Annotated in this window: 16 protein-coding genes; 9 read left to right on the plus strand and 7 right to left on the minus strand. The window is 58.9% G+C overall.

What is annotated here, in order from left to right:
* Positions 1 to 21 precede the first annotated feature (21 nt).
* The 3 genes from M4951_RS23990 (at position 22) to M4951_RS24000 (ending at position 9199) form a co-directional block, all read left to right on the plus strand.
* Positions 22 to 7707: a type I polyketide synthase gene (locus M4951_RS23990; protein ID WP_262024125.1), complete on the plus strand. Its 7686-nt coding sequence runs from the start codon at positions 22 to 24 to the stop codon at positions 7705 to 7707.
* A 184-nt stretch (positions 7708 to 7891) separates the two neighbouring features.
* Positions 7892 to 8713 carry a hypothetical protein gene (locus tag M4951_RS23995; protein WP_262024126.1) on the plus strand — a complete coding sequence of 274 codons (822 nt, stop codon included), beginning with the start codon at positions 7892 to 7894 and terminating at the stop codon, positions 8711 to 8713.
* 27 nt (positions 8714 to 8740) lie between these two features.
* A complete protein-coding gene (locus tag M4951_RS24000) occupies positions 8741 to 9199 on the plus strand; it encodes a hypothetical protein (protein ID WP_262024127.1) in 459 nt (152 codons plus the stop codon).
* Positions 9200 to 9800: 601 nt separating this feature from the next.
* Here M4951_RS24000 and M4951_RS24005 read toward each other — a convergent pair.
* A complete protein-coding gene (locus M4951_RS24005; protein ID WP_262024128.1) occupies positions 9801 to 12005 on the minus strand; it encodes a penicillin acylase family protein in 2205 nt (734 codons plus the stop codon).
* A 178-nt stretch (positions 12006 to 12183) separates the two neighbouring features.
* Between M4951_RS24005 and M4951_RS24010 the strand changes: the two genes are divergently transcribed.
* The 4 genes from M4951_RS24010 to M4951_RS24025 all read left to right on the plus strand — a co-directional run bounded on the left by M4951_RS24010 (position 12184) and on the right by M4951_RS24025 (position 15661).
* Positions 12184 to 13116 carry a carbohydrate ABC transporter permease gene (locus M4951_RS24010; RefSeq protein WP_262024129.1) on the plus strand — a complete coding sequence of 311 codons (933 nt, stop codon included), beginning with the start codon at positions 12184 to 12186 and terminating at the stop codon, positions 13114 to 13116.
* Between the two features lie 2 nt (positions 13117 to 13118).
* The gene (locus tag M4951_RS24015) at positions 13119 to 14477 is read left to right on the plus strand and encodes an ABC transporter substrate-binding protein (RefSeq protein ID WP_262024130.1); all 1359 of its coding nucleotides are present in this window, start codon (positions 13119 to 13121) and stop codon (positions 14475 to 14477) included.
* Positions 14474 to 15298, plus strand: coding sequence for a carbohydrate ABC transporter permease (locus M4951_RS24020; RefSeq protein ID WP_262024131.1), 825 nt, complete (start codon positions 14474 to 14476; stop codon positions 15296 to 15298). Before M4951_RS24015 ends, M4951_RS24020 begins: the two co-directional genes overlap by 4 nt.
* Before the next feature lie 144 nt (positions 15299 to 15442).
* Positions 15443 to 15661, plus strand: a complete 219-nt coding sequence (locus M4951_RS24025) for a hypothetical protein (protein ID WP_262024132.1) — start codon at positions 15443 to 15445, stop codon at positions 15659 to 15661.
* On the opposite strand, the gene ppk2 is transcribed toward M4951_RS24025, so the two are convergent.
* The 4 genes from ppk2 to pdxA all read right to left on the minus strand — a co-directional run bounded on the left by ppk2 (position 15658) and on the right by pdxA (position 20149).
* Positions 15658 to 16512, minus strand: a complete 855-nt coding sequence (gene ppk2 / locus M4951_RS24030) for a polyphosphate kinase 2 (RefSeq protein ID WP_262024133.1) — start codon at positions 16510 to 16512, stop codon at positions 15658 to 15660. The two genes, M4951_RS24025 and ppk2, sit on opposite strands and share 4 nt — an antisense overlap.
* A gap of 283 nt (positions 16513 to 16795) precedes the next feature.
* A complete protein-coding gene (locus tag M4951_RS24035) occupies positions 16796 to 17776 on the minus strand; it encodes an NAD(P)/FAD-dependent oxidoreductase (RefSeq protein WP_262024134.1) in 981 nt (326 codons plus the stop codon).
* A gap of 27 nt (positions 17777 to 17803) precedes the next feature.
* Complete coding sequence (locus tag M4951_RS24040; protein ID WP_262024135.1) at positions 17804 to 19018, minus strand: PQQ-dependent sugar dehydrogenase; 1215 nt, start codon at positions 19016 to 19018, stop codon at positions 17804 to 17806.
* 96 nt (positions 19019 to 19114) lie between these two features.
* A complete protein-coding gene (gene pdxA, locus M4951_RS24045) occupies positions 19115 to 20149 on the minus strand; it encodes a 4-hydroxythreonine-4-phosphate dehydrogenase PdxA (RefSeq protein ID WP_262024136.1) in 1035 nt (344 codons plus the stop codon).
* A 147-nt stretch (positions 20150 to 20296) separates the two neighbouring features.
* On the opposite strand from pdxA, the gene M4951_RS24050 reads away from it, so the two are divergent.
* Positions 20297 to 21094 (plus strand): PhzF family phenazine biosynthesis protein, encoded by a 798-nt coding sequence (locus M4951_RS24050; protein WP_262024137.1) that lies wholly within the window; start codon positions 20297 to 20299, stop codon positions 21092 to 21094.
* A 3-nt stretch (positions 21095 to 21097) separates the two neighbouring features.
* On the opposite strand, the gene M4951_RS24055 is transcribed toward M4951_RS24050, so the two are convergent.
* Both M4951_RS24055 and M4951_RS24060 read right to left on the minus strand, forming a co-directional pair.
* Positions 21098 to 22774, minus strand: coding sequence for a sulfatase-like hydrolase/transferase (locus M4951_RS24055; protein ID WP_262024138.1), 1677 nt, complete (start codon positions 22772 to 22774; stop codon positions 21098 to 21100).
* Between the two features lie 117 nt (positions 22775 to 22891).
* Entirely contained in the window at positions 22892 to 24565 is a 1674-nt protein-coding gene (locus M4951_RS24060) for a phytoene desaturase family protein (RefSeq protein ID WP_262024139.1), read from the minus strand.
* 154 nt (positions 24566 to 24719) lie between these two features.
* On the opposite strand from M4951_RS24060, the gene M4951_RS24065 reads away from it, so the two are divergent.
* Entirely contained in the window at positions 24720 to 25877 is a 1158-nt protein-coding gene (locus M4951_RS24065) for a hypothetical protein (RefSeq protein WP_262024140.1), read from the plus strand.
* Positions 25878 to 25961: the final 84 nt, after the last annotated feature.

Below are 25961 nucleotides of genomic sequence, written 5' to 3' on the forward strand. Positions count from 1 at the left end.
CGTCGTAAATAGATTACCGCGATGCAACTACCTCACTCGCCGATCGCCGTGGTCGGCGTCGGTTGCCGATTTCCCGGCGCGGCCGATATCGCCGCCTATTGGGAACTCCTCGCCGGCGGCGTCGACGCAATTCGCGAAACGCCCCGCGATCGCTGGGATGTTGACGCGCTTTACAGCTCAGAACCAGCTACGCCTGGCAAAACTAGCACGCGTTGGGGCGGCTTTCTTGACGAGGTCGCCGACTTCGATCCCGCCTTCTTTGGAATCTCCGGCCGCGAAGCCGAGAAAATGGATCCGCAACAGCGACTGCTGTTGGAGGTCGCTTGGGAATCGCTCGAACAAGCCGGCATTCCGGTAGACTCGCTTGCCGATTCGGCGACCGGCGTCTTTGTTGGAATTAGCAACAGCGACTATCAGCGGCTGATGTTTCGCGGGCTCGATTCGCTGACCGCCTACAGCGCGACCGGCACCAGTCTCTCGATCGCCGCCAATCGGATCAGCTATCTGTTCAATCTGCGCGGACCAAGCGTCGCGATTGACACCGCTTGCAGTTCGTCGCTGGTCGCTGTCCACCTAGCGTGTCAAAGCCTGCGCAGCGGCGAGTCGAATCTCGCGTTGGCCGGCGGCGTCAACATGATGCTGACGCCTGAAGGGACGATCACTTTTTCGCAGGCCCGCATGATGGCGCCCGACGGACGTTGCAAAACGTTCGACGCCAAAGCGGATGGCTACGTCCGCGGCGAAGGTTGCGGCATGGTCGTGCTAAAACGGCTGGAAGACGCCGAGCGCGACGGCGATCAGGTCTTGGCCGTCGTCCGCGGATCGGCCGTCAATCAAGATGGTCTGACCAACGGGCTGACCGCGCCCAACGGACCTTCGCAACAAGACGTGCTGCGTGCGGCGCTAGCCGATGCGCAGCTCGATCCGCATGACGTGGAATACATCGAAGCGCACGGCACCGGCACGTCCCTGGGCGATCCGATCGAAGTCCGTTCGCTGAAAAGCGTGCTGGCCGTCGATCGTCCGGCAGGCAAGCCGCTCCGGATCGCGTCGGTCAAAACCAACATCGGCCACTTGGAATCGGCCGCCGGCGTCGCCGGTTTGGTGAAGTGCATCTTGTCGCTGACGCATCAGCAGATTCCGCCGCACTTGCACTTCCACGAACTCAATCCCTACATCGATCTTACCGACGCTCCGATCGAAATCCCGCTCGCCCCCACTGCTTGGAATTCGCCGGCCGGTGAGCGCATCGCAGGCGTCAGCGCCTTCGGCTTTGGCGGCACCAACTGCCATGTGATCGTCGGCGACTACGTCGGCCCATCGCCCAAAGAGACGTTCACCGATCTCCAGCGTCCGCAACATGTGGTGACCCTGTCGGCCGCCAGCACGATCGGGCTGGCGGAAGTCGCCACGCAGTACGCCGATCTCTTGGCCGAGCAAACCGATCTCGAGATCGCCGACTTCGCTTACTCGGTCAATGTGGGCCGCTCGAAGCTGGAAGTCCGTCGCGGGCTGGTTGTCGATTCGCGCGAAGCGGCGCTCAAGCAACTGCACAAGATCGCGCAAACAGCGCCCAGCCAAGAAAATGGCGCCAAACGCCGCAAGCTGAAAACCGCCTTCCTGTTTACCGGGCAAGGCTCCCAGTACTTCGGCATGAGCCGCACGCTGTACGAAACGCAGCCGATCTATCGCGCAACGCTTGACCGCTGCGCAGCGATCCTGGCGCCGTATGACGTGCCGCTCTTAGAAATCTTATTTGGCGCCGACGCCGATGTCGTCAACCAAACCGCCTACACGCAACCGGCGCTGTTCGCCGTTGAGTATGCGTTGTTCGAGCTATGGAAGTCGTGGGGCGTTGAGCCCGACATGGTGATCGGCCACAGCGTCGGCGAGTATGTCGCCGCGTGTGCGGCTCGCGTCTTCTCGCTCGAAGATGGACTGAAGCTGATCGCGCTGCGCGGCAAGCTGATGAACTCGCTACCGGCCGGCGGCGGCATGGTTGCGATCGCGGCAGGTCCGGCGGTTGTCGATCCGCTGGTCGCCGCCCAGGCCGACAAACTCTCGGTCGCCGCTTACAACAGCCCGCAGCAAACGGTCATCTCTGGAGAATTAACGGCCCTCGAAACCGCGATCGCCGCCTGCGAAAAGCAAGGAGTTCGCGCGACTCGTTTGACCGTCTCCCATGCGTTCCATTCGCCGCTGATGGATCCAATTCTCGACGAGTTTGAAAAGACCGTCCGTCAAATCGATCTTCATCCGGCGGCGATTCCGCTGGCCGCCAATTTGACCGGCGCCTGGGCTGGCGACGAGATCATGACGCCCCAGTATTGGCGACGTCATCTGCGCGAAGCGGTTCGCTTTGGCGACGGCATGGCGCTGCTCGGCAAGAAGGGCGCCAAGACCTTCATCGAGATCGGGCCCAACCCAATCCTGACCGGACTAGGCCGTGCGACGCTCGATAACAAAGATCTCCACTGGCTCCCGTCGCTGCGAGCCAAACGCGACGAGTGGCAAACCCTGCTCGGTTCGCTCGCCCAACTGTTTGAGTTGGGGGGCAAAATCGATTGGCAAGGGTTTGAAGCCGGCTATGCGCGAACCAAGCGAGAGCTGCCGACCTATCCTTTTCAGCGAACCCGTTTTTGGGCGCCTGACAACATGTCGGCCGCTACCGAAAACGGCGCCTATCACAGCACCGCGACGACGCCGATCGTCGGCGGACACCCGCTGCTAGGCGTGCTGCACCCGACCGCGCTGGATGAGAAGCTGTACGAGTCGACCCTCTCGGCGTCGCGTCCCGCTTACCTGCGTGATCATCAACTGTTTGGGCAGCCAGTCTTCCCGGCGACCGGCTACATCGAAATTGCCATGGCCGCCGGCCGCGAACATTTCGCCGCCGCCAACGTCGCGATCGAAGGGCTGAACATCCATCAGCCGCTCCTCCTCGACGAGTCGCTCCGCAGCCTTCAAACGCTCGTCTCGCCCGGCGACGCCGTCTGCGACTTCCGCATTCTCAGCTGCGAAACCTCCGGCGAATCCGACTCTGTCTGGAAGCTGCACGCCTCGGGCAAGATCGCGCTCACCGACGCCGCGCCGGTCGAACTGAAGTTGCAAGACGTTTACTACAAGATGGAAGGGGAAGTCGACGTCGAGCCGTTCTACGCCGCGTGTCGCGCCAGTGGTCTCGATTACGGTCGCGCCTTCCGCGGCGTCAAAAAGCTAGGGACCGGCGGCGATGACGCGCTGGCCGAAGTGGCGCTCGCCGCGCAGCAAAAGGGGGAAGCGTCGCACTACGTGCTGCATCCTGCTTTGCTCGACGCTTGCTTGCAGACGGTGGGCGCATTGGTCGCCGATCAGGTCGACGCCGACGCGACATTCGTACCGATCGGCGCCGAAGCGGTACATACGTTCTCGGCCCACTCGCCGGCCCATGTAATCTGTCACAGTCAGATCACCGAGCGCAAGAGCGGGCGCTCGCCGCAAGTGGTCGCCGATGTCATTCTGGCCAACGAAGAGGGAGAACAACTCGCCGAGATCCGCGGCCTGCGACTGATGCGGGTCTCTCGCAAAGACTTGCAGCAACGCCTGCATCATCATGTCGACAACTGGCTGTACGAAGTGATCTGGCGCGAGACGCCGCGGATTGGTTCGCCGCTGTCGGTTGACGAGACGCAACAGCCGGTTTGGCTGGTCTGGACCGAAGAGGCGAAAAGCGATCTCGCCGCGTCGCTGCAAAAAGAACTGACCGATCGCAAGCAACAGTGCGTGATCGTCTCGCCTGGTAAAAAGCTGAAAGTCACGGCCGACGCCGCGGTCGTTCACCCAGGCGACGCTGCTCAATGGGAAGAGCTGCTGACGAAGCTCAAGCTGTCAGCCGACGCGCCCTTGCGGGGTGTCGTCATCTTGGCCGACTCGCTTCCCGCTGCCGATTCCAAGTCGCTGGTCGCCGCCGATCTGCCCACGATGCAAGCGACGCTCCATCTGACGCAATCGCTGCTGAAGCTCGACGAGCAAACGCCGCAGCTGACGATCGTCACCAGCGGCGCACAGCAAGTCGCCGTCGACAACGGCGTAGCGCAACCGCTGGCCGCATCGCTTTGGGGCATGGCCCGCGTCATCGCGGCCGAAGCGCCCAAGCTTTCCTGCACACGCGTCGATCTTGATCCAGCCGGCGTCGAAAACGCAGCCAAGCTGTTTGGCGAGCTGTGGGTGCCCGACAAAGAGGTCGAGATCGTCTTGCGCGGCGACAAGCGTTATTCATCGCGACTCGTTTCCGCTGCAGACGCAAAGCGCAGCCAATTGGCGATTCCTTATTCCCCCTATCGCTTGGGTCTGCAAAAGTTTGGTCTGATCGATCAGCTGACGCTTCGCGAGACGACCCTCGCCGAACCTGGCGCGACCGAAGTCGAAATCGCCGTCAGCGCCGCCGGGCTCAACTTCCGCGATGTGCTGCGAGCCCTCGGCATGCTGCAAGAGTACGAAAAAGAGATCGGCATCCTCAGCGAAGCGGACGTCACGTTCGGCTTTGAATGCTCTGGCGTCGTGACCCGCGTCGGCGCCAAGGTGAAGTCGCACCAGCCTGGCGATACGGTCATCGCGTTGGCGACCGCGAGCATGGCGAGCCATCTGACGATCGATCAAAATTATGTCGCGCCGCGCCCCCAAGGCATGTCGCACGACGAAGCCGCAACGCTGCCGCTGGCCTATCTAACCGCCTACTACGGTCTGATAAAGCTCGCCAAGTTGAAAAAAGGAGACCGCGTGTTGATTCACGCGGCCGCCGGCGGCGTCGGACAAGCGGCCGTCGCAATCGCCCAAGCGGCCGGCGCCGAAATCTTCGCAACCGCGAGTCGCGGCAAGTGGGATTTCCTCCGTTCGCTTGGCGTCGAGCATATCTACGATTCGCGCACGACCAGCTTCGCTGACAAGCTCACCGCCGATACCGATGGCGGCGGCGTCGATGTGGTGCTGAACAGCTTGAACCAAGACTTCATTCCGAAAAGCGTCGACATCTTGGCGCCGAAGGGTCGCTTCGTCGAGATCGGCAAGATCGGCGTCTGGACGCAGGAGGAATTCGTCGCAGTTCGCCCCAGCGCCAAATACTTCCCATTCGATCTCGGTCAGGAAGAACGCAATGCGCCCGGTTTAATCGCCAAGCTGCTGAAAGAGCTCGCGCCGCAGTTCGACTCCGGCGCGCTGCGGCCGTTGCCGATGGAAGTCTTCCCGGTGGAGAAATCGGTCGAAGCGTTCCGGCACATGCAGCAGGCCAAGCATCGCGGCAAGGTCGTGATCGACATGGCCCGCCCGCTGGCGGAAATGTCGCTGATCCGCGAGAGCGGAACTTACTTGATCACCGGCGGCCTCGGGGCGCTCGGTTTGGAAGTCGCCGGTTGGCTGGTCAGTCGCGGCGCCCGGCAGTTGTCGCTCGCCAGTCGCAGCGGCCAGCCCAACGAAGTCGCGGTGGAACGAATCGCCGCCTGGCAGGCCGACGGCGTGACCGTTCAGTGCGTCGCGCTCGATGTGGCCGATCGCCAGAGCGTGACGCAGACGATCGCCCAACTGAACAAGCAAAACCAGCTGGTCGGCGTGATTCACGCCGCCGGCGTTCTCGACGATGCGACGCTTGCTCAACAATCGTGGGAGCGGTTCGAGACCGTCTTGGCGGCCAAGGTCGACGGCGCGTGGAACTTGCATGTCGCGACCGCTGACTTGCCGCTTGAGATGTTCCTGACCTTCTCGTCGCTCGCGGCGGTGATCGGTTCGCCCGGTCAGTCGAACTACGCGGCGGCGAATGCGTTTTTGGATGGGTTGGCCAAGTATCGCCGCGGTTTGGGACTGGCCGGACTCAGCATCAACTGGGGTCCGTGGTCGGGCGGCGGCATGGCGGCCGATCAAGATCATACGAAGTGGGCGAAGCTGGGCGTCGGCGTTATCTCGCCGCCGGAAGGTTTGTTTGCGCTGGAGCAGATCGTCAGCGATCGTCTCAGCTCCAACGTCGGCGTTTTTCCGATCGACTGGAGCAAGTTCCTCAAGCAGTTCTCCCGTAACAAACATCCGCGGTTGCTCGATCAGCTGGCGACTCTTCATCGCCGCGAAACGGTCGCCGCCGCCGGAGCCGTCGCAGGCGGGCTGAAAGGGCAACTCGCCGCCGCAGGCGAGGACAAGCGCGCTCGCCTGGTCGGTGACTTTGTCGCCGAAGCAGTCGGCAAAACGCTCGGCGTCGCCGCCGCACAGTTGGATCGCAGCAAGCCGTTGGCCGACATGGGTCTCGACTCGCTGATGGGAATCGAGCTGAAGAACGGCTTGGAGACAGAACTGGACATCGAGATTCCGCTCGATAGTTTTTCGGCCGAAACGACGGTCCACAGTCTCGCGACCGCCGTGCAAACGATTCTCGGCGTCGAAGGAGATGCTGCATCCGCTGACAGTTCGACCGAAGCCGCAGCGCCGCAAGCCAAAGCGCAACAAAAACGTTCGATCGACGAGATCGGCCCCGGCGACTTTGACGTGCGCGAATTCCCTGAGATTCGTGAGTTGGAAGCGCGTCTAGAGACCTTTGCCCGCAACGGCGTCGAAAATCCTTACTTCGACGTTCACGAGAGCGTGACCAAAGATACGACCGTGATCGATGGTCGCGAGATGATCAACTTCTCTAGCTACAACTATATCGGCAGCAGCGGCGCCCCCGAAGTTGACGCGGCCGCCAAAGCGGCGATCGATCAGTTTGGAACCAGCGTCTCGGCCAGTCGCGTCGTGAGCGGCGAGAAGACGATCCACGGTCAGTTGGAACGAGGAATCGCCAAGTTCCTCGGCGTCGAAGATTCGGTCGTGTTCGTCGGGGGTCACTCGACCAACGAGACGACGATCGGTCACCTGATGAATCCCGGCGACTTGATCCTGCATGACGAACTGTCGCACAACAGTTTGATCCAAGGTTGCATCCTGTCAGGCGCCCAGCGACGTTCGTTCCGCCACAACGACCACGAAGCGGCCGAGCGGATGCTGGCCGAATCGCGCGGCAACTTTCGCCGTGTGTTGATCGTGGTCGAAGGGGTTTACAGCATGGACGGCGATTACCCCGATCTGCCGAAGTTCATCGAGCTGAAAGAACAGTACAAAGCGATGCTCTTTGTCGACGAGGCCCACTCGATCGGCACGATGGGCAAAACAGGACGCGGCATCTGCGAACATTTTGATGTCGATCCCAACCGCGTCGACATGTTGATGGCGACCCTCAGCAAAACGTTTGGCAGTTGCGGCGGGTACATCGCCGGGCGCAAGCAGTTGGTGCAGTACCTGAAGTACACGGCGCCCGGCTTCGTCTTCAGCGTCGGTATTCCGCCAGCCAATGCGGCCGCGGCGCTGGCGTCGCTCGAGCGATTAGAATCGCATCCCGAGATCGTCGCTCAGTGCGCCGACAACTCGGCCCTCTTCCTGCGCTTGGCGAAAGAAAAAGGACTGAACACCGGACTGGGCCGCAACACGCCGGTCGTGCCGGTGATCACCGGCAACTCGATGAAGGCGCTCAAGCTGTCGCGCAATCTCTATGCTCGCGGCATCAACGTCCAGCCGATCCTGTACCCAGCCGTCGAAGAAAAAGCGACCCGCTTGCGGTTCTTCATCACGTCCGAGCACAAAGAAAAGCAGATCCGCGAAACGGTCGACGCGACCGCCGAAGAGTTGGCGAAGCTGGAAGCACTAGAGAAGTAGGGTCCGCTGGGTGTGCGGACCGCGAAGTACAACTTGCTTCCCATGGTCCGCACAGCGGACCCTACGGCTACGGCTAAAACGCTTGAATGCATGCGCCGCTTCCTCGATAATGCCAACTATCTACCTTCCTCCGCATCAGGTCTGAATCAGGTTCGTTTCGTTGGCTTCTCAGCGCGTAATTCCGATGTCCGACCAAAAGTCGCTTTGGCGGTTTTCGCTACGAACCTTCTTGATCATTTTCACAATCTGCGCCGTGGCGTTAGGTTGGACGACGCGCTATGTTCATCAGCGCAAAGCGGCGTTTGCCGCCATCCGTGAAGCCGGCGGAAAATTCCAATGGAATGCGAGCAAATATCCTCGCCTGGAAGCTTGGTTCGGCCAAGAACTTTTCGGAAATCCGTGGAGTCTCGAACTGCGCGAAGGAAAAGAAAAAGTTGACAACGAGCTGCTCCAACAGGTCAGCCTCTTACACGAACTTGTCGCGCTGGACCTGAGCAACGCCGACATTGATGATCAGGGGATTGAACAGATCGCACATCTGCCGCTGCGGGAACTGTGGCTGCAATCCACCCACATCACCAATGATTCAGCCCAGACGCTCTCGAAAATGAAGACGCTGACCTTTCTGCAACTCAATGCGACCGATTTGTCCGATGACTTTCTCGAACAACTAGAACCGCTTCCGGAACTCGACGACCTCGGTTTACGCGGAACGAAGGTAACGGGACCCGGGTTACAAGCGCTGTCACGTCACCCCAAACTCAAAGATCTCGATCTCTACCATACCGATGTCGATAATGCAGGCGTTCAACTTTTAATCCGCTGTTCGGCGCTAGTTAACCTTGGATTGTCGATGACCAAGATCACAGATGACGTATTTCAGCATCTCGCTCAACTTCCCAACCTGACAAATGCGGATCTGAGCGGCAACCGTGCGGTATCGTCCGAAGCGGTGTTTGAATTTAAGAAGACGCATCCCCAGTGCGTTATTGAAGGGTATAAATAATAGATCCGGGCGGAGGAGACCTTTTTGATGAAATTTCGCTTCAGCATGCGAACTCTCTTCGCGGCGATCACGCTGGCCGCCGTGATTAGCGCGTACTTTCTGCCGGGAATGGTCGAGCGGTATCAGATCGGCAAGTTGCAAAACGGGGGCATGCGGATTTCGACGGCAGCTCGCGGACAATATTTGCTCCGCTCTTTCGTAGGAGATGGTCTTTCTGAACGCGCTGTCGGCGTCTCCCTCCAGGGTAAACAGGCGAATGACGCGTTCTTGTACGAGCTTCAACAATTTCCGTATATCGAAGATCTCTCTATCCACAGCAACGCGGTGACAGACCAAGGTTTGGATCAATTGAAGAGTTTGCCGAATCTCCAAGTGGTCTATTTGATCGATACGCAAGTAACCGCAGAAGGTATCGCACGCCTGCGCGACGCTTGTCCCCAATTGAAGCGTATTGTTGTCGAAACGACGAGCGGCGAAACGAAGTAATGGAAGTCCAGATCTGGCGTTTCTCGCAGCTACCTGGCCAAAGATTGCCTCTTTACAAAGCGCACAGATCCATGGTCGATTGTCGTGCGGCGAGCAGGAAATTGGAATTCCTAATCCGCTCGCCTGGCTTCTCCACTCTTTGGCAATTCGCGTTTCTCGATGCGATGGCGGTCCGATCGGCCGGCGCCTGGCCGGTCCAGCGGTCCTGCCTCAAATTGAGATAAAGGAGGGCCAAGTCAGGTCGGAAAAATCCGATCCGGTCCAGTCCAACCTTTCGCCCAGGAAAAAAGCGGTCCAGTCCGGTCCAACCTTTCCGGTCCGAATAGATAGTCGCCTTTCGCTCTCGCAAAAAGTAGCGTCTTCCTTCCGCTGCTTTCGCAGGAGCGAAAGGCGACTATGGGTCCAATCGAGCCGCAGTTATTTGGAATGGAAGCCGCTTTCCTTCGGTATGCGCACTCGGGCTGATGTTGGATTGGTCTCATCCGTTAGATAAAAAAATGAAGCGGTCCGGTCCGCCCCGACAAGCCACCCAAAGAGAGGGGCACAATGAAATTGCCCATTCATCCTTAGTTAGACATGAGGCATTTACCCAATCTTCAGGCTACGAAGCATTTTCTTCCACGCTCAACCGTTTGTAGTGCCCATCAAACCAGCGCGGAACATCGCTTTTGTAGTAGGCCGAGAAGCGGCTTTCGCTCGGGCCGCCAGGCAAGTTGCTCCATGCTTCGCTGGTCGCCATGTCGGCGACAAAGTGATAGCTGGGAGCGAAGGTCGACGAGCGTTTGGCGGTCTGCAAGACGTGCCCCTGGAAGATGGTCGCAAAGTTGCCAGGCATCGGGTAAGGACGACTCTCAAAGCCGAGCAAACGTCCGCCGCTGATGCCGCCGAAGAAGCGATCGGTGAAATGAAAGTTATTGACGTCGGACCACGGTTTTTCAATTTCGACCACCAGCTTTTCGGCCGCCGCGCGAATCAGTTCTCCCTTGTCACGTCCTTTCCACCAGAGCGAATCTTCCTTTTTCAAAATCCGATCGACGGCGGCGATCACCATGCTGGAGAAGCCGACGCGCGTCGCGACGTACAACACGCGCCTCCGACCGAGTCCCTCGGCCTGGCCGAAGATCTCCAACAGCGTATTGCGATAGAGCCGTTGGAACAGGACCGCCTCGTAACTGTCTGGGGTGTAGTCAAGATTCCAATTTTCCAGTCGTTGCACCACTTTTTTATCGGCGATGTGAGGAAGCAAATAAGGAAGTAGATCGCGAGCCTGAAGACTGACATAGTCGTACTGCAGCGCCTGCATTTCCTCGACGGTCACTTCGTCGGCGTAGTTAAGCTGCTCAACGATACGGCGTTTGCGATAGTCGGGCAGCGTCTGACTGGTGACGCGCACGCCGTCGACGACAGGTTGTTCTTCGTTGGCGGTCGCGACAAATCCGCATTCGGGGTTGTAGATGCTCGGCAGATATTCAGGCGGCAAGAAACCGTCCCAGTGGTTCACTTCGTCCCATGCGGCCAGCGGCGCCAGTCCAGTAGCGCCGCTGGGACGAACCGGAAACCGGCCGTTCCCTTGCATGCCGATGTTCCCTTCGACATCAGCGAATACCCAACATAATGTCGGCTGCGGACATTGCTCGGCGACTTCCATCGCCGACGCAACATCAGGCGCTGCGATCACATCGAGCCAAGCCCCAATCGCGGCGCCGCTGCCAGGCGACGTGCCTGACCAGTTGAGTGAGAATTGATAACCATCGTCGGCGGGATCGGCTTCGAGCGTCCCTTGCGGATTTTCGAGGACCGTCAGCGTTTCGCTTTCGCCCCCTTTACGGCCGATCTCTTCCTGACGGATTTGAAAATCATGCCACTCTTGTTCACCGCGGCGATATTGCCATTGGCCGGTCGGCGCCTGGCGACAGTCTTCGACAAAGATGTCGATCGTGTCCCCTTTCATGTAGGTGACGCCCCACGAAAGTTTCGACGTGCGACCAACCGCGACCAACGGACAACCAGGCAGCGTAGCGCCCATCACGTAGTCGTCATCCCAGCGCAAGACCGCTTCGTACCAAATCGCCGGCAAGCGATTGATCTCGAGATGGGGATCGGAACAGAGGATCGCGCCGCCCGACGCGGTTCGCGAAGGCGCGACCGCCCACGCGTTGCTGCCGGCCAACCGGGGAAGATCGGCCAGCACTTCGAGCGCTTCGTCCGACATTCGCGGCATCGACGCGACCTGGCGAATCAAATCAAAATCGACATGATCCAAGCGGTCTGCAAACATCTCACGCAGCGCCGCTTCGCTGGCGCCCGATTGAATCAGCTCGACGACGATCCGTTCGTTCTCCAACTGACTGACGGCAAGTCCGCCAAAGCTGAGCAAATTGCCGATCAACAGCACGCTGACCGGATCCCACGGCTCCGACTCAAATCCAGTCGCCCACATCGGCCACGACTGACCCACCGCGTTGGCGCCGTCATTGACGCCGGCGCAATAATGGGCGACCTGTTCGCGAATGTGATGCCGCAGCAGACCGACTTCGCGCGGATGATTACGATGCAGCCCCATCCGCCGAAAAAAACGATCCGTTTCGCGCAGTTCTTCCTTGTCGGCGATCAATTCCGCCGCGCGACCGGCCGAAACTGCGCGAGCGAACATGATTTGCGTGATGCGATCGGTCGCGTGCATATAGCCAAGACCATAGATCGCATCGTGACGCGATTCGGCAAAAACATGCGGAACTCCCGCTTCGTCTCGCGCAATGCGTAACGTTCGCTGGCAGTTCGGCGTCGAAAGAGGAGTTAGTGTCATCGCTGGCGCGGTTGGATCAGGAATGATAGGGTGGATTTGTTGTATCGACCGCCTGACGTGTCCCAGCTGTCCGCCAGCGGCGGTACAATCGTTTGCCAGTAGGGCCCGCAACCGAAACCTCGGTTTGACTACTGCTTTTGTTCGGCACACTTCCTTTATTAGCCAACGGTGAGGCGGCGTGAGTTCGACGCGAAATCGGATCGCAGGTTACGCCTTCGCTAGCCCCTGGCTGGGCGGATTGGTGCTGTTATACCTGTTTCCGTTCGCCGCGTCTTTGTACTGGAGCTTTTGTCGGTACGATCTGATCAATCCGCCGCAGTGGATCGGGGGCGAAAATTACGCGCGCCTCGCGGACGAAATCGCCACGGGAACCGGGTTTGGCCAGGCCCTCGCCAATACCGCCTATTACGCCGCTGTCGGCCTTCCGCTCTCGATCCTCCTCGGCATCACCCTGGCGGTGCTGCTATCGCTGCCGGTCCGGGGGCAAGCGATCTTTCGGACGCTCTTCTTTTTGCCGTCGGTCATTCCGGTGGTGGCCGCCAGCATCTTGTGGATGTGGCTGCTCGATCCTAAAGAGGGAATCGTCAATTATGGGCTGTCGAGCATCGGGCTGGGAACGCCTGGCTGGCTGCAATCGTCCGGCGACATTTTTTCGACCTTCTGGCGAACCGGTACGTTTTCGCCGGGGTCAAAGGACGCGCTGGTGCTGATGAGCCTGTGGGGCGTCGGCAATTTTATGGTGATCTACCTGGCGGCGCTGGGGGACGTGCCGAAGTCGCTGTACGAAGCGGCTCAGTTGGATGGCGCTGGCGCCGTGCGACGGTTCTTTCATATCACGCTGCCGATGCTGACGCCGATCATCTTTTTCAACCTGGTGATGGGGCTGATTCAATCGGTGCAAGCCTTCACGCAGATCTACATCGTGAGCGAAGGCCGAGGTTCGCCGGCCGGATCGACGATGATGATCAGCTTGCAGCTTTTCTTAAGCGCGTTTCAACATTTGGATATGGGTTACGCTTCGGCGGTCGCGTGGTTGCTGTTCGTCCTCTTGCTGGTCGCGACGTTGCTGCTGTTTCGAACATCGCGCCGCTGGGTTTATTACGGAGGATGAACATGAGCCGCAGCACGCAGCAAATTGCCGCCATCTTGTTGCTGTTAGCAGTCGTCGCCTTTGCGGCGTCGCGCGGCGACAACCGGCAGCCGCCGACTCCGTTGCAGCGCAACGAGGTGCTGTTTTGGCACTTCTGGGGAGGCGCCGATCGTGCGACTGTCGAAGAGATCGTCCGCCGCTTTAACGCGTCGCAAGACAAACATTATGTTCGCGCCGTGGCGATGCCTGGCAACAATCTAGACTTGAAGTTCTTTTTGGCGGTTGCCGGCGGCGATCCTCCGGACCTGCTGAACATCGATGATCCGGTGATCGCCGACTGGGGCGCACGCGGCGCGATTCAGCCGCTTGACGCATTCGCACCGGCCGATGAAGTAAAGCAGGCCGCCGAATGGCTCTTTCCCGCCGCGCGACGTTTGGCGACCTATGACGGCCGCTTGTACGCATTGCCCAACGGACTGGATGTTCGCGCCTTGTACTATCACCAGACGATGCTCGACCAGTATGGTCTGAAGCCGCCGCAGACGCTGGCCGAGTTGGATCAAATCGAAGCGACCATTGCGCCGCCGGGCGCAGCCAGCTATGAGCGGCATGGGTACCTGCCGGACTCGCGCCGCTTGTGGGCGTGGGGCTATGTTTTTGGCGGCCAGTTTTACAATGCAGCGGCGCATCAGGTCACCGCCGACGATCCGCAGGTGATCGCGGCTCTGGAGTGGATGGTCGGTTATCGTCAGCGCTATGGACCGGCGGAAATCGCAGCGTTTCGGCAAGGGGATCAATCCCTGCCAGGCAAAGCGTTCCCACTGTTGGCCGGCCGTTACGCGGTGGTAATGGATGGTCAGTGGCGCGTGCGCGACGTTCGAGCATTTCAAAAGGCCCAACAAGAGCGCGGGGAGCCGATCACGCAGTTCGGCGTTTGTCCCTTGCCGCCGCCCACGAACGGATTGCAGCGTGCTGGATGGGTGAACGGCAACAACTTTGTCGTGCCGCGCGGCGCTAACAATGCCGCAGGCGCGTGGGAGTTTATGAAGTTCTGGAGCGGACTAGGACACGAAGCCCAGGCGGCCAAGACCTGCGTCGCTGGCGGCTGGATTCCGGTTTCGGCCCAGGTCGCACAACAGGCCGAGTTCCAGGCGTTCCTACAAGCCGAGCCGATGTTCGCCCAGTTTGTCGATCTAGCCGGCAGCGACAACCAATATCCGGTTCCGGTCGTGCCGGCTGGCGCCTTTTTCAACAACGAGATCAAAAGCGTCGCCGAGCGCGCGATGCTACGAGCGGAAGAGCCTGACTGCGCGGCGATGCTGCAAGCAGCGACCCAAGTCATTCAACGACAGATCGACGCAGCGCAGGAGACCGACCGGTGAAGTTGAACCTGATCGAAAAAGTGCTGGCGTACGCGGCGCTGATCTTCGCGGCGGTGCTGTTGGCGGGCCCGCTGGCGATTCTGTTTTTCTCGTCCCTAAAAACGCCGGCCGAGATTCAAGCGAATCCGCATGCGCTGCTGCCGCAAACCTGGCGGTGGGCCAACTACGGCGAAGCGGTCACGGCGATGCCGTTTTTCGTTTACCTGCGCAACACGCTGCTGATCTGCTTGGGCTCGGTGATCGGCACGGTCATCTCTTGCTCGATGGCGGCGTACGCATTCTCGAAACTTCAATGGCCCGGCCGCAATCTGCTGTTTGGCGTCTTGATCGGCACGATGTTGCTGCCGTGGCACGTCACCATGATCCCGCGGTTTTTGCTACTGCGAGAAGTGGGGCTCTACAACACGTTGGGCGCACTGATCGTGCCTACATTTTTGGGAGACGCGTTTTCGATCTTCCTGCTGCGGCAGTTCTTTCGCACCATTCCCGAAGATCTGAGCGAAGCGGCTCGGATCGACGGCTTAGGAGAGTGGGGCATCTTTTGGCGAATCATCTTGCCGCTGTCGAAACCGGCGGTCGCCACCGTGGCGCTGTTTCAATTTATCGCCGCCTGGAATGATTTTAGCGGGCCGCTGCTGCTGTTGAGCGACAAGCGGAATTTTCCGCTGGCGTATGGGCTTGAGCAGTTCGTCAGTTCTTATAGCGATCAAACGCATCTGCTGTTGGCGGCGGCGACGTTGTTCACGTTGCCGATCGTGATTCTTTTCTTTTTGACGCAGCGAACCTTTTTGAAAGGGATCGCAACAACCGGCCTGAAGTAGGCGACTTGGCAAATTTTAAGACATGCTCTTTCTGCGAAGACAAGGGAATTGGAAGCAGGGTCGGGCTTACCTTGCTATGATATTCGTAGCGGCGAAGGTTACTCGCAAACGATACAAATTTATCCGCGGTCGAGCGCATCCCTCATGAAAGAAGACTTTAGCGGTTTTTGTTCCGCCGGCCCGGAGAACGCCCAACGAGCGATCGAAGAGGCCCATCAGGCAGTCGTTGAGGACTTGGAGATTCGCCTGGAAGAAGCGACCGACGACGCCGAGCGTGACGAGATCGAAGCGGCGATCGCCGACGCCGTGGCCGAAAAGACGCGCGTGCTAAAACAGCTCTTCGCGCCGAAGAATTGCTTCTAATACGGCTCGGGAATAAAACGCCGCTCGCCACGCAGGTTGTTGACGTACGTTTCCTTCTCGTCTCGCTCCGGCAGCTTGATCTTCTTCTGCGGCACTTCCTGATAGTCTCCCACACTGAGCAAGTGCGAAATGCAGTTGAGATGGGCGCGGCGTTTGTCATCGGAAGAGACGACGTACCACGGCGCTTCCGGAATATCGGTCGCCGCCATCATTGCGTCGCGCGCCTTGGAATAGTCGAACCAATGCTTGCGAGCTTCGATATCCATCGGGCTAAACTTCCAGCGTTTGTCGCGTTGCTTGAGCCGTTTCTCAAAGCGACGCCCTTGCTCTTCGTAGCTGACCGAAAACCAGTACTTCACCAGATGGATGCCGCTGCGGATCAGCATCCGCTCAAACTCCGGCGCACTGCGGAGAAACTCGTGATACTGCTCGTCGGTGCAGAAGCCCATGACCCGCTCTACGCCGGCGCGGTTGTACCAACTGCGGTCCATCAACACGATCTCGCCGGCCGACGGCAAGTGGGCGACGTAGCGTTGGAAGTACCACTGCGTTTGTTCGGTGTCGGACGGCTTGCTGAGCGCGACAATCCGGCAGCCGCGCGGATTGAGCCGCTCGGAGATACGCTTGATCGTGCTCCCCTTGCCGGCGCCGTCGCGACCTTCAAACAGAATAACCAAACGCGTCCCTTGGTGCTTCACCCACTCCTGCGCTTTGACCAGCTCGACCTGCAGCTTCTCCAGCTCTTTCTCGTATTCCTTCTTCTTCAAACGATCTTTCGGATCACGCTCAGCGTCGAAGTCATACGCGGCGTGTTTGTCATGATGTTCTTTCGACTTGGAGCGTTTGTTCATCGAACCAGCGTTTCTACAGAAGAGGAGAGGACTGCGCCGTACGACTTGCCGGAGTGCGTCTTAGAAATGGTAACATACGCGACGGCCGTTTGTCATAAGAATCGTGCCGGTCGTAACGACGATGCCCATGCGCATGGCGCCAGCGGTGACGCTGAGAAATGCGATCTTCGCGCCGACGGCGCAATTGAAGGTGAGCAGGTAGTTCCACCAGACGAAAGACGATCAGTCTCCACGAATCGTTCATTCCATTCCCTTCTTCGGAGGAAGCATGCTTACAGGTGATTTATGACTCCCACTGAGTCACCGATTCGGCCAGCGAGAGCCCGCTTAAATAGGCGCCTTCCACTTTCGCTTGCTGACACCAATCGCCGCCGATCGCCAAACGGATTTCTCCGTCCGCCAAACAGCCGATGCTCAGCGGCTCTGGCGGGATCGAATAGCGCCAGCGATGCGCCGTTTGATACGCGACGCGGGGAAACGACAAACGGGTCGCCGCCGCGAACGCAGCCAACATCTGCGGCGCGATCTCTTTTGGCGATTGCTCCAAATGACGCAAGCTCCAAGACTGCGAAGCATGCAGCACCCAGCAGTCGCGCGAATCATCGCGCTGCGGCTTGCTGCTGTTACGCGCAATCCACGATAACGGCGAATCATGCACAAAGGCGCCATCCAACGGCAACGCTAACCGCTGTTCAAATTGGACAAGCGTCGCCCAACAGGGGTTCAGCGTTACTTGCTCTACTTGCGCCGCATAGATTGGCGCCGCGTCGCGCAGCAGATCGGCCGCTTGAGCCGGGGGAACGGTAGAGACCAAAGCATCGAACGGCGAGAACGTTTCGCCCCGTTCGCAGGTCAGCGACCAAGTAGAACCGGATCGTGCGACCGTTTGCACGCGCTGTGAGAGCTGGATATTCAAACCTGCAGCCAACCACTTGGCCGGCGCGTTCATCGCCGGGACGCCGACATAGCGAACCGGATGGGTCTTTGGAGTCGAGACTTCGCCGCATTGGAGAACGCCGATCGTTCCCATCCATGGAGCGACGACACCGGCGTCGATCCACGCATCGACTTGCTGTTGAAAACGAGGATCGCGAGCGGTGAAATACTGGGCGCCATGATCAAAGCGAAGATCTTCGGCGCGGCGCGTCGACATGCGGCCCGCGGGGGCGCGGGCCTTGTCGAACAAATGGACGTCATGTTGAGAAGAGAGCTCTCGGGCACAAATCAAACCCGACATTCCGGCGCCGATAATTGCGACTTTCAAGCTCTTTTCCCCGTGGAAGTCGTGTACTTACTTCTTCGATTGAAATCGATACAGCGTGCCGTATTCGCCGAAGATCGCGCTGACAATGACGTCGCCTGATTCATCTTCGCCAAAGGTGACGACCGGCGGATTTGACGGGTTGGCGATGCGATAGTTGGCGCGCACTTTTTTCGCTTCCAGGTCGTAGTCCAGCGCCCAAACTTTACCGGTCACATAGTCGGCGTACAAGTATTTTCCGACCAATTCTGGAACCGCGGCGCCACGATAAACCAGACCGCCGGTGATCGACTTGCCGATGTCGTGATTGTATTCCCAGATTGGTTCGATCATCTTGTCATTCGCTGCGACGCCGCTGTTCTTGAACTCGTGGAAACCTTCACGCTTGTTCCAGCCGTAGTTTCCACCTTTGACGATCAGATCGATCTCTTCCCAGATGTCCTGGCCCACTTCGCCGCACCACAGAACGCCGGTCTTGCGATCGAAACTGAAACGCCAGATGTTTCGCAAACCGTAGGCATAGATCTCTGGCTGGGCGTCCTTCACGCCAACAAACGGATTGTCGGCCGGAATCGCATAGTTCTTGCCATCGGCTTGATGATCGACGTCGATCCGCAAGATCGAACCCAACAGCGTCGATAGGTTCTGACCATTTCCGGTCGGATCGCCGCCGCTGCCGCCGTCGCCCAGGCCGATGTACAGATAACCGTCGGGGCCAAATTTGATCGTCCCGCCGTTGTGATTCCAAAACGGCTGCTTGATCGTCATCAATACTTTTTCAGAAGCGGGATCGGCTTTGTTGGGGTCATCCTTGGAAACGGAAAACTCCGAAATCACCGAGAGTTGCTTTTCTTTCTCGGTCGAATAGTAAACGTAGAACTTGCCGTTTGACTTGTAGTCGGGATGAAACGCGAAGCCGAGAAAGCCTTCTTCGTTTTGACGCGGATTGAAGTGGACATTCTTCTCGATATCGAGAAAGACGTCGGTCGTGTCTCCTTCGACTTCGTCTTTGGGCATGATGTGAATCACCCCTTGTTGCTCGGCGATGAACAATCGCCCGCTGCCGTCGGCCGCGTTGGTGATGATCAACGGTCGACGGATGCGCAGGTTCTTAAACGTGCGGACCATCTCAACGGTGTCGAGCGGCGTTTCCGAGAACGCGACCGGCGGCGCTTCTTCGGCTCGCAGCGTGGCGATGGATAAGACCAGCAGAACAAACAGCGAAAGCATTCGGCGAAGCGGCATGGATGCGACTCGTGTGGTTGAAACGGCGGAGAATTGGGTACGGAGCTATTCTAGCTTCCCCCTGCGCTCCTTTCCACGTGCCGATTTCCGTCGAAATCAGGTCAATCCGCCCAATTCGGGGGAACACGATTCCGCCGGTTCGGTCGCTAATCGCGACGCTAGACGGACCGCTTCGATCAAGCTCGTCACTCCGGCTTTCCCTTGCCAGGCGATATCAAACGCCGTGCCGTGATCGACCGAAGTGCGGATAATCGGCAGCCCCAGCGTGATATTAACCGCCACGTCAAACGCCAACGCCTTCAGCGGGATGTGCCCCTGATCGTGATACATGCAGATCACGCAATCGGTCGCGGCGCGGCGCTCGCGCAAAAAAACCGTATCCGGCGGAAATGGCCCGGCGATATCAATGCCGCTGGCCTGCGCCGTCGCGACTGCCGGAGCGATGATCCGCTCTTCTTCCGAATTGCCGAACAATCCGTGCTCACCGGCGTGGGGATTGAGCCCGCAGACCAGCATTTTCGGCGCTCGACCGCGAATGCGGAGCATCGCCTCATGACTGAGCTGGATTACTTCGCCGATTCGCTCTTGAGTCAGCAGCGACGGAACTTCGGCGTAACCGACATGCGTCGTCACAAAGCCGCAGGTGATTTCTGCGGAGGTCAGCATCATGCAGATGCGGGCCGAGTCGGTCTCGTCGGCGAAGATCTCGGTATGCCCTGGATAGTTGACGCCGGCGGCGCGCAGCGCTTCTTTGTTGATCGGTCCGGTGCTGATCGCGTCGACATGGCCTGCTTTGGCGGCGCCAATCGCCGCCAGGATATAGGCGTAGCAGGCCTGACCGCACGCGGCCGAAATCTGCCCCGGCGTAACGGCGTCTGCATCGATCGCTTGTAGATCATAAATCGTCGGCTTGGTGAGCGAAGCGAGCGATTCAGCGCCTTGCCGTGCGTCGACGATCGTTTCGCACATCGGCAAGTTTAGTTGGGTCGCTACCCGGCGTAATAGCTGTGCGTCGCCAAAGAGGATCGGCGTGCAGTACGCGGCGACTTCAGGCTGGGCCAGCAGACGCAGGGCGATCTCGGGGCCAACTCCAGCCGGATCCCCCATCGTAACGGCGATTTTCGGTTTCATAAATCTAGCAAGCAAAGTGCGACATGCGATGACATCCCTCTATTAGAATCGGATCGACCGTCGCCCGCTAGGAAGGTGAACCCGCTGCCGCGTCGACTTGTCATTCCCGTACCGCAGATCCTCCGCGCAGGCCCCACGAGACGTCCGATGCCGCTGCCCCTGTATCAAATCGACGCATTTACGACGAAGCCGCTCGCCGGTAATCCAGCCGCAGTCTGTTGGCTGGAGCAATCGTGCGAAGATAGCTGGCTTCAAGCAGTCGCGGCCGAAATGAATCTTTCTGAAACGGCTTTTCTCTGGCAAGAGGAAAGCCGTTTTCGTTTGCGCTGGTTCACGCCGAAGGTCGAAGTTGATCTATGCGGGCACGCAACGCTCGCGGCGGCTCATTTTTTGTGGGAAATCGGCAGAGCTACGGCCGGCGCAACGATCGATTTCAACACGCGTAGCGGAGTACTGACAGCAGCGCAAAAGGAAGATCGCATCGAGCTTGATTTTCCGATCGACGAAATCGAACTTGGCGATCCGCCGACCGGATTGATCGCGGCCTTGGGATGCAAGCCAATCGCGACTGGCCGCAATCGCCGTGATGTGTTGGTGGAAGTGGCGAGCGAAGCGGAACTGCGGAGCGTAGCGCCCGACTTTCGCCGCTTGGCCGAGATTCGCGCACGCGGCGTGATCGTCACTTGCCGCGGCGACGGCGAGAAATACGAATTTCTCTCCCGCTTCTTCGCGCCGGCTTGTGGGATCGATGAAGACCCAGTGACCGGCTCGGCCCACTGTGCGCTGGTCACCTACTGGGCGCCAAAGTGGAAAAAAGAAACGCTGCGAGCGTTTCAATGCTCGCGGCGCGGGGGAGAGTTGGAGGTGACGCTAAATGGCGATCGCGCCAAGCTGCGTGGCGCGGCGGTCACGGTCCTGCGTGGTGAGTTGGACGCTTCGTCGTGACGACTACGGCGACGTCAGTTCAAAATCCAAGACGTTGTTTCCCTTGACGATCGCCACCATCAAGGATGTCCGTTTGAGATTGGCATAGCGCGGGGGAAGTTTCTCACTGCTGATCGTCACTTTAAACTGGCCAGCAGGCGCACCGGCGCGATTGTCCGATGTCGACATCTTGTACTTGCCATTTGCGTCCGTAACGCCGGTTGCTCTTTTTCCCCCTTTGCCACCGTAGAAAGTAACGACGGCGCCAGCCAGAGGCTGACCTTTCAGCGTCACCGTTCCGCTGGTTGCATTCAGATTCGGTTTATTGGCGTTCTTTTTCTGTTCTTTTTCGGCATCTTTCGCATTCACGGCCGGCAACCATTTGGCCAGTCGTTTTTTCACGACGTCGTTTGCCGGCTGATCCGCGACATTGGTCCATTCCATGGGATCCTCTTGATGGTCGTAAAGTTCTTCACTTCCATCGGCGTAGCGAATGTACCGCCAGCGCTCGTCACGGACCGCATGGTTGTTTTTTCCGTGCGTGGTGATCGCCGGTCGATCCCATTCGGCGGCGGGATCTTTCAAGAGCGGCGCCAGACTTTTGCCTTCGACAACTTGGGGCGCGGTCAGCCCGCACAGTTCGGCCAAAGTCGGATAGAGATCCAACAGCGTCACCGTGCGCTCGCAATGTTGTTCTGGCTTCGTCAGGCCGGGAGCAATAATCAATAGCGGCACGCGATCCGCTTCTTCCCAGAGCGAAAACTTGCGCCAATGCTGTTTCTCGCCCAAGTGCCAACCATGATCTCCCCACAGAACGACGATCGTATTGTCAGCGTAGGGACTTGCTTCCAATGCGGCGATCAAACGACCGACTTGAGCGTCGGCGAACTCAATGCTGGCCAGATATCCTTGCACCGCTTTGGCGTAGTTGTCGGTCGACGTCACTTTCTTGTGATCGCCGTTCGGCTTGGCGATCTTCACGCCTGCCTCCGGCACATCGGCCAGATCATCGTCTTTGATTTGCGGCAATTGAATTTGATCGAGTGGGAAGTGATCGAAATACTCTTGCGGCACAAACCAGGGAAGGTGAGGGCGGAAGATGCCGCAGGCCAAAAAGAGCGGCTTGTCATGCTTCTTCCCTAGCTGATCGATCGCCCAGTCGACCATTTGATAGTCGCTCATCTCGGCATCTTGAGCGTCGACCGGCCCCCAGTCAAAGTGCGCCGTTTTCGGAATACCATTGGCCGGCAGTTGTTTCGGTTTGGGATCGCCGGTCTGTTTCTGATACTCGTCCCACCCACTGTCTTCACGATACGAACCATGGAAGATCTTGCCGCAACCGACGACGTCATAGCCGTTCTGCTGATAGAACTGCGGCAGAGTCACCGCATCCGGCATCGCCGGGCGCCAGGGTTGATCGTTGTGATAGACGCCGGATGTCGACGGCGCAATACCGGTCAGCAACGAAGCTCGCGACGGATTGCAGGCCGGCGCCGAGCAATAGGCCCGCTCGAACAAAACCCCTTTCGCGGCCAGACGATCGATGTTCGGTGAGCGGGTCTGCGGATGTCCTCCCAGACATCCGACCCAGTCGTTCAAATCGTCGACGGCGATAAATAAGACGTTCGGTCGATCAGCGGCATTGGCCAGATTGAGCAAGAACGGCAGCAAGAGGGGGGCGCAAACAAGATATCGTAACATGGGCGAAGCTCCGGGGGGCACGGATATCACAGGTTGACGCTGGGATGCGCCAAGAGCTTGCATTATTGTCGAAAAATGTCGCCGGTTCAGGTTATCTCGCGAAATTTTGGCGATCGCTTAATAATCCCGCAGCATTTCGGTCGCCGCATTCTTGCCGGCGGCGCCCATGACGCCTCCGCCTGGATGGCTGGCGGCGCCGCACAAATAGAGCCCGGCGATCGGCGTGCGATGATCGGCCCAGCCGGGGACCGGCCGCGTTACAAAGAGCTGATTGAAGTTCATCGCACCTTGCATGATATTGCCGCCGGTAATGCCAAAGGTTCGCTCAAGATCCAGCGGCGAAAGAACCTGTCGATGCAAGACCGAACCGGGAACGTTCGGCGCATACTGCGCGAGAACATCCACACAGCGATCGGCGAACTTTTCTTTGATGTCGTCCCATGATCCTTCGCGCAGTTTGTACGGCGCGTACTGCACAAACATCGACAGGATATGCTGACCCTCGGGCGCGATCGAATCGTCGACCGACGTTGGCATCGTCATTTCCAAAATCGGATTGGCGCTGGGCCTTCCATACTTCGCGTCGTCGTAGGCCAGCTCAAGATAGTCGATGTCTGGCGAAATGTGCATCGTTCCATGGTGATGCTCGGCAACGCCGGTCGAAGGTACGGCGGTAAAGTTCGGCGGCTCTGAGAGGGCCAGATTGATCTTGGCTGACGCCGATGCGTAGTCAATGTTTTTGATCGCGGCCAAGAACTCTGGCGGCAATTGATCGGGTTCGAGGAATTTTTCAAACGTCCAATGTGCGTCGATGCTGGAACCGACGAACTCGGCTTCGATCGTTTCTCCGCCGGTCAGTTGCACGCCGCACACTTTTCCCTTGTCGACCAAGATACGCGAGACTGACGTTTCGCGGCGAATATCAACGCGGTATTGTTGACACGCTTTTTCGAGCGCCGTCGCCAGCCCCCCCATGCCGCCGCGTACGTAACCCCAAACGCCTCGTTTGCCGCCGGCTTCTCCCATCACATGATGCATCAGCACGTAGGCGGTTCCCGGCGCTGAGATCGACGCGAAAGCGCCGATGATTGCGTCGGTCGCTAACGTCGCACGGAGCGGCTCACTTTCAAACCAACGTTCGACAATCGGTCGCGCGGCGCCGGTCAACAGCTCTAACGCTGCCGGCATATCGGTTCCCAATTTGCCCAACTCGCTATACATGTCCCACAAGCGACTCGCGTCACGCAGTCGCTTGGTGACCCCAATCTTGCGCCAGCTTTTCGGCATCGGCAGCGGATCGGGCGCCGTTCGTGACAAGAGCGGTTCGATCACTTTGGCGACCCGCTCCAGCAGCGCGTTGTATTGCGGATAGCGTTCGGCGTCGCGTTGACTGAATTTGCTAATTTCTTTTTGCGTCGCTAGTTCGTCATGACGCAGCAGCAGCGACTGACCGTCAGGCGTGGGGGTAAACGACGATGGATCGCGCGGCAAGATCGCCAGGCCATGCGATTTCAGTTGCAGGTCGCGGATGATCTCTGGCAGAAACAGGCTAATTACGTAGGCGGCGGTCGACACCTTAAAACCGGGCCAGAGCTCTTCGGTGGTGCTGCATCCGCCCAGAACGTGGCGGCGCTCCAGCACGCAGACTTTTTTGCCTGCTTTGGCCAAGTAGGCGGCCGTGACCAGACCATTGTGTCCGCCGCCGATAATCACGCAGTCGTAATATTTTCCGCCAGCCATCGCCGCTCCGCCGAGAGGAGAAATCGTGCCGTTGCCAATAACGCCTAGCATCGCCCTGATGCGGCCTGCAAGTCGAGCGCAGTTTTTCTGGTCGCTAGAATCGTTACGATCGAAACGCGCGGCTTTCTTCACTCGCGCGGCTCGGCTTGATACGATAGAACGACTTGCTTTGTTCCCACTCGGCCCGCCTTCAGGAGATCTCGCTTTGTCCGCCAGCCCTTACGACGAAATTCGGAGCGCCCTCGATCAGCAAGGCGCCGAGGCGGCGCTCCAGCGACTATCGGACGAGTTCCGCAAAGAGAAGAAGCACTATGAGCTGTTCGAATCGCTCAAGATGCTCGCGCGGCTACGACTTGGGCTGCCGCTGCTTTACGCCGACGCTGGGGAAGAACTGACCGAAGAAAAGCGGGACGCGTTGGAGGATGCGTTGATCGAGATCTGTCGCGAGGTCGGTACGCTGCTGCTGGACGAAGGAAGAATTCGTGAAGGCTGGTACTACCTGCGACCGGTCGGAGACAAAGAGCCGGTGCTGCGCGCCATTCGCGACGCCGATTTTGACGAAGAGGATACGCTCGACGACGTGATCGAAGTCGCGCTGCACGAAGGGATCGCTCCCGAGTTGGGCTTTGGTTTGCTGCTAGAGCATCACGGGACCTGCAATGCGATTACCACGTACGAACAACAGTTTGCCGGGCTTCCTCCGGCGCGACAGCAACCGTTGGCGGCGAAGTTGCTGCAGCATTTGCACGACGAATTGTCGGCAACCCTGAAAGCGGACATCGCGCATCAAGAGGGATCCGATCCGACCGAAGCGACGCTGGCCGAGATGATCGCGCCGCGTGATTGGCTGTTTAGCGCCGGCGGCTATCACATTGACGCCAGCCATCTAGCGGCGACCGTCCGCTTTGCCCGCGTGCTGGATGATCCCGCACTGTTACGGTTGGCGCTCGATCTCACCGCTTACGGAGAGCGTCTCGATCCGCAGCTGCAGTACGAACAGCCGGTTCCTTTCACTAGCACCTATCCGCATAACGCGCTCTTCTTTCAGGCGTTACTGGGCGAAAATTACGATGTGGCGCTGAAGCACTTTCGTGAAAAAGCGGAAGCGAGCGACATTCGCCGTGAAGGTTCGTTGGCGATCGAAACCTACATCTCGCTGCTGGCTCGCACCGGCAAAGCGAGCGAAGCGCTGGATGCAGCGCTGCGGATGATTCCGGAAGGAGTCCATACGATGGGAATCGCCCCGACGCTAGTCGAGCTCTCCAACGCATCGGGCGACTACGAAAAGCTGGCCACCTTTTGCCAGAACCGCAGTGACATGCTGGGATTTATCACCAGCTTGTTGCAAGCGAAATCGCAGTAGCAGAGGACACTTCCTCGATCACTCTGCTAGGCGCAATCGTTGAGTGCACCGCGAAAATAAGTAGGCCGTTGCCTCCTAAATCGA

It is taken from the genome of Blastopirellula sp. J2-11 (assembly GCF_024584705.1).
Taxonomy (GTDB): domain Bacteria; phylum Planctomycetota; class Planctomycetia; order Pirellulales; family Pirellulaceae; genus Blastopirellula.

Coding starts and splice junctions, on each gene's coding strand:
- M4951_RS24050 (WP_262024137.1), top strand. CDS start 20,297: ATGCCGCTGCCCCTGTATCAAATCGACGCATTTACGACGAAGCCGCTC.
- M4951_RS24005 (WP_262024128.1), bottom strand. CDS start 12,005: ATGACACTAACTCCTCTTTCGACGCCGAACTGCCAGCGAACGTTACGC.
- M4951_RS23995 (WP_262024126.1), top strand. CDS start 7,892: ATGTCCGACCAAAAGTCGCTTTGGCGGTTTTCGCTACGAACCTTCTTG.
- M4951_RS24040 (WP_262024135.1), bottom strand. CDS start 19,018: ATGCCGCTTCGCCGAATGCTTTCGCTGTTTGTTCTGCTGGTCTTATCC.
- pdxA (WP_262024136.1), bottom strand. CDS start 20,149: ATGAAACCGAAAATCGCCGTTACGATGGGGGATCCGGCTGGAGTTGGC.
- M4951_RS23990 (WP_262024125.1), top strand. CDS start 22: ATGCAACTACCTCACTCGCCGATCGCCGTGGTCGGCGTCGGTTGCCGA.
- ppk2 (WP_262024133.1), bottom strand. CDS start 16,512: ATGAACAAACGCTCCAAGTCGAAAGAACATCATGACAAACACGCCGCG.
- M4951_RS24015 (WP_262024130.1), top strand. CDS start 13,119: ATGAGCCGCAGCACGCAGCAAATTGCCGCCATCTTGTTGCTGTTAGCA.
- M4951_RS24025 (WP_262024132.1), top strand. CDS start 15,443: ATGAAAGAAGACTTTAGCGGTTTTTGTTCCGCCGGCCCGGAGAACGCC.
- M4951_RS24060 (WP_262024139.1), bottom strand. CDS start 24,565: ATGCTAGGCGTTATTGGCAACGGCACGATTTCTCCTCTCGGCGGAGCG.
- M4951_RS24000 (WP_262024127.1), top strand. CDS start 8,741: ATGAAATTTCGCTTCAGCATGCGAACTCTCTTCGCGGCGATCACGCTG.
- M4951_RS24055 (WP_262024138.1), bottom strand. CDS start 22,774: ATGTTACGATATCTTGTTTGCGCCCCCCTCTTGCTGCCGTTCTTGCTC.